The organism is Deinococcus rhizophilus (genome assembly GCF_030271215.1).
In the GTDB taxonomy this organism is placed as follows: domain Bacteria; phylum Deinococcota; class Deinococci; order Deinococcales; family Deinococcaceae; genus Deinococcus; species Deinococcus rhizophilus.
This window is the reverse complement of sequence record NZ_JASNGB010000301.1, coordinates 1-1,823: the sequence shown is the minus strand read 5'-3', so window position 1 is coordinate 1,823 and position 1,823 is coordinate 1. Positions and strand designations below refer to the sequence as shown.

2 protein-coding genes are annotated in these 1,823 nt (G+C 73.8%); one reads left to right on the top strand and one right to left on the bottom strand.

The genetic code is table 11. From position 1 onward, the window contains the following. On the bottom strand, positions 1 to 1,611 hold a 1,611-nt coding region (locus QOL99_RS16815), incomplete at its 3' end, for a hypothetical protein (RefSeq protein ID WP_285525527.1). Positions 1,612 to 1,690: 79 nt separating this feature from the next. Between QOL99_RS16815 and QOL99_RS16810 the strand changes: the two genes are divergently transcribed. Then, positions 1,691 to 1,823: alanine racemase (locus QOL99_RS16810; protein ID WP_285525528.1), on the top strand; the 133-nt coding region annotated here is incomplete at its 3' end.

Genomic DNA, 1,823 nt, shown 5'->3' with positions numbered 1-1,823 from the left:
CCCGGTCGCCCGCAGCTCCAGCGGCTCGGCGACCGCCTCGGCCGTGTCCGTGCGGCACACCCGCACCGGAACCCTGAGGCGCAGCGCCTGCCCGGCCCCCACCTCGCCGGGCACCTCCAGCGGGTAGTCGCTGGTCCACCCGGTCGGCAGGTTCAGCCGCACGCGGGCGGGCAGCCGCTGGGGAAAGTCGGTCTTGAGGGTCGCGGTGAGCTGTGTCACGTCGCAGGCGCCCAGGATGTCGGGGGCGGTGACCAGCGTCAGCTCGGTCCGGACCACGTATTCCAGGGTCACCCGCGCGGTGCCGCCGTCCGCGACCCGGCCGGGAGCGGGGGCCGCCACCGTGCTGCCGGGCAGGGTCCCCGGCTTGACCGGGTACTCGCCCGGCGCGAGGGGCAGGGTGGCCGGGGCGGTCAGGGTCTGCCCCGCGACCTCAAAGGCCACCCCGCTGAGGGGAATGCGCTGGTCGCCGTACACCGCGACCGCCTCCACCGCGAGCTGTCCCTCCGGCGGGCGGGCCACGAAGCGCAGCTTGGCGAAGCCCGGCTGGTAGCGGATCTCGGTGGGCGAGACGATGTTCCCGGTCCCCTGCACGATGCTGCCGCCCACGGGCACGTACCCCGGCGGCAGGCTGGGCCGCACCACCCGCTCGCCGACCAGGGTATAGCCCGCCCCCGGAATCGCCCGGCCCCCCGGGTCCACGACCTCCACCAGCAGCTGGTTCTCCAGCCTTGCTCCGGTCGGCGGCGCGAAGCCCCCCACGCGGGCGGTGACCGCCTGATCGCCCAGCCGGAAGGAATAGCGGACCGCGTTGGAATACTGCTTGGTCGTCGGCAGCACCCGGAGGTACACCTGCCACTCGCCCACCAGCTCCGGCGTGACTGTGAAGCGGTCGGTCGCCGCCTGCCCGTTGGCGCTCGTCGTGAGGTTCACCCGCGCTCCGCCGGGCTGCACCACCCAGGTCTCGGCCTCCTGCGGGCCGTCCACGTCGTAGTTCAGCAGGCTGAGGGTCTGCCCGACCCAGGCGGGCGGCACGGTCAGCCGGGCGGCCAGCAGCGGCGTCTGCTCGGTGTCGCGGGCATTGACCGAGAAGTCGCTCGTCTCCAGGCCAAAGGGCTCGGCCACCCGCAGCGCGAAGGAATTCTTGCCGTCGCCCCGGCTGGTCACCCGCAGCGTGTAGGTCCCGGCGGGCAGCCCCCCCGCGTACAGGCTGTCCCAGGTGTGCTCGCGCCCCGCCGCGTAGCGCCGCTCCATGACGGTGCCGCCGGGTCCCGTGAGGGTAAAGGTGCTCTCGAAAGGCTCGTTTTTCTTGTACAGCTCGTCCCCGAAGTAGCCCGCCGCCCGCCGCCCGTCCACATAGTCCGCGAGGTTGAAGCCGGGGCTGTAGGCTTCCAGCCCCAGCGGTTTTCCAGCGTCCCCCGGCGCGACCCGGATCACGTAGGTCTCCTGCGCCTGCGGCCAGCGTTCGCCCACCGACACCAGCGGGAGGATGCCCCCGGTCGCTCCTGGCGCCGTGGGCATGGGAGAGGCCGGGCCCGAGGTGGTCTGGGCAGCGGCGGGCACGGCGAGAAGCAGGGCGGAGAGCAGCAGGGCGGCGGTGGGGGGGCGGGGCATGAAGGCAGAATAAAGGGCCGGGGACGGGCGTGGGTCAGGCTGGGAGTGGCGCTGCCGAAACCCGCTAGCATGCGCGGCGATGCAGTCCCGCGCCCAGGCCCTGATGTCCGAGTCTGCCCTCGCGGGCAACCTCACGGCCCTCGCGCGGCGGGCGGGCGCGGCGCTGCTGCTGCCGGTCAAGGCGAACGCCTACGGGCACGGGCTGGCCGGGG